The organism is Nocardia wallacei (assembly GCF_029868745.1).
Classification (GTDB): Bacteria; Actinomycetota; Actinomycetes; order Mycobacteriales; family Mycobacteriaceae; genus Nocardia; species Nocardia wallacei_B.
In genome coordinates this window covers 1-2,232 of sequence record NZ_JARWOP010000225.1, presented here as the reverse complement: position 1 = coordinate 2,232, position 2,232 = coordinate 1, and the positions used below count along the sequence as shown (strand labels likewise).

General features: G+C 69.2%; 1 protein-coding gene. It reads right to left on the bottom strand.

Annotated features, from left to right (window positions below; all coding sequences use genetic code 11):
- Positions 1-56 precede the first annotated feature (56 nt).
- A partial coding sequence (infB, locus tag QH470_RS19025; protein ID WP_280273737.1) for a translation initiation factor IF-2 occupies positions 57-2,232 on the bottom strand: 2,176 nt, incomplete at its 5' end.

The following is a 2,232-nucleotide window of genomic DNA, read 5'->3' as shown; positions in this document are numbered from 1 at the left end:
AACCCCCGCCCCCCCGCGCGGGCCTAAATTACTCCCCCGGCCGCGGCATTCGACACTCAGTCCCGCGGCTTCTCGCGAAGCTCGTAGGCCTCGATGATGTCGCCTTCCTTGATGTCGTTGTAGCGCAACGTCATACCGCATTCGAAGCCCTCGCGAGCCTCCATGACGTCGTCCTTCTCGCGGCGCAGCGACTCGATCGTCGTATCGGCGACCACCACGTTGTCGCGGAGCAGGCGCGCCTTGGCGTTGCGCTTGACCAGCCCGGAGGTGACCATGCAACCGGCGATGTTGCCGAACTTCGAGGAACGGAAGATCGCGCGGATCTCGGCGCGACCCAGCTCGACCTCCTCGTAGATCGGCTTGAGCATGCCCTTGAGGGCCTTCTCGATCTCGTCGATGGCCTGGTAGATCACCGAGTAGTACCGGATGTCGACGCCCTCGCGGTTGGCCAGCTCGGTGGCCTTGCCCTCCGCGCGCACGTTGAAGCCGATGATGATCGCGCTGGAGGCCGACGCCAGGTTGATGTCGGTCTCCGTGACGCCACCGACGCCGCGGTTGATCACCCGCAGGCGCACCTCGTCATCGATCTCGATGCCCATGAGGGCTTCCTCGAGCGCCTCGACCGTACCGGAGTTGTCGCCCTTGAGAATCAGGTTGAGCTCCGAGGTCTCCTTCAGAGCGGCATCCAGATCTTCCAGGCTGATCCGCTTGCGGCTGCGGGCGGCCAGCGCGTTGCGCTTGCGCGCGTTGCGCCGGTCGGCGATCTGCCGGGCGATGCGGTCTTCCTCGACGACCATGAAGTTGTCACCGGCCCCTGGCACCGAAGTGAAGCCGACGACCTCGACGGGCCGCGACGGCAGCGCCTCGGTGACGTCTTCGCCGTGCTCGTCGACCATGCGGCGCACGCGACCGTAGGCGTCGCCCGCCACGATCGAGTCGCCGACCCGCAGCGTGCCGCGCTGCACCAGCACCGTGGCCACCGGGCCGCGGCCGCGGTCCAGGTGCGCCTCGATGGCGACACCCTGCGCGTCCATGTCCGGGTTGGCCCGCAGGTCCAGCGCCGCGTCGGCGGTCAGGACCACGGCCTCCAGCAGGGACTCGATATTGGTGCCCTGCCTGGCGGAGATGTTGACGAACATGGTCTCGCCGCCGTACTCCTCGGCCACCAGGTTGTACTCGGTCAGCTGCTGGCGGACCTTCTCCGGGTTGGCGCCTTCCTTGTCGATCTTGTTGACCGCCACCACGATCGGCACGTCGGCGGCCTGCGCGTGGTTGATGGCCTCCACCGTCTGCGGCATCACGCCGTCGTCGGCGGCGACCACCAGGATCGCGATATCGGTCGACTTCGCACCGCGGGCACGCATGGCGGTGAACGCCTCGTGACCCGGGGTGTCGATGAAGGTGATCAGGCGGTCCTCGTCGTTCACATTCGTGAGCACCTGGTAGGCGCCGATGTGCTGGGTGATGCCGCCGGCCTCGCCCTCGCGGACGTTGGTCTTGCGGATCGTGTCCAGCAGTCGGGTCTTACCGTGGTCGACGTGACCCATGACGGTCACCACCGGCGGACGGACCTGCAGGTCGGCGTCGTTGCCCTCGTCCTCGCCGTAGGTGAGGTCGAAGCTCTCCAGCAGCTCGCGGTCCTCGTCCTCGGGCGAGACCACGTGCACGACGTAGTTCATCTCGCCGCCGAGCAGCTCGAAGATCTCGTCGTTGACCGACTGGGTCGCGGTGACCATCTCACCGAGGTTGAACAGCACCTGCACCAGCGAGGCCGGGTTGGCGTTGATCTTCTCGGCGAAGTCCGACAGCGACGCGCCGCGGGCGAGACGGATGATCTCACCGTTGCCGCGGGGCAGCCGCACGCCGCCGACCGACGGAGCCTGCATCGAGTCGTACTCTTGCCGCTTCTGCCGCTTCGACTTACGGCCCTTGCGGGGCGCGCCGCCGGGACGACCGAACGCGCCGGCCGCACCACCGCGGCCACCGGGACCACCCGGACGACCGCCGCCACCGGGACGACCGCGGAAACCGCCGCCACCGGCCGCGGGAGCGCCCGCACCGGCACCGGCGCCACCACCGCCACCGCGGTAGTTACCGCCGCCGCCACCACCGGGACGACCGCCACCGGCGCCACCGCCGGGACGACCGCCACCCGGACGGCCACCACCGGCCGGGCCGGGACGCGCGGCGCGCTGCGGCATCGCACCCGGGTTCGGGCGCGGGGGCATCGAG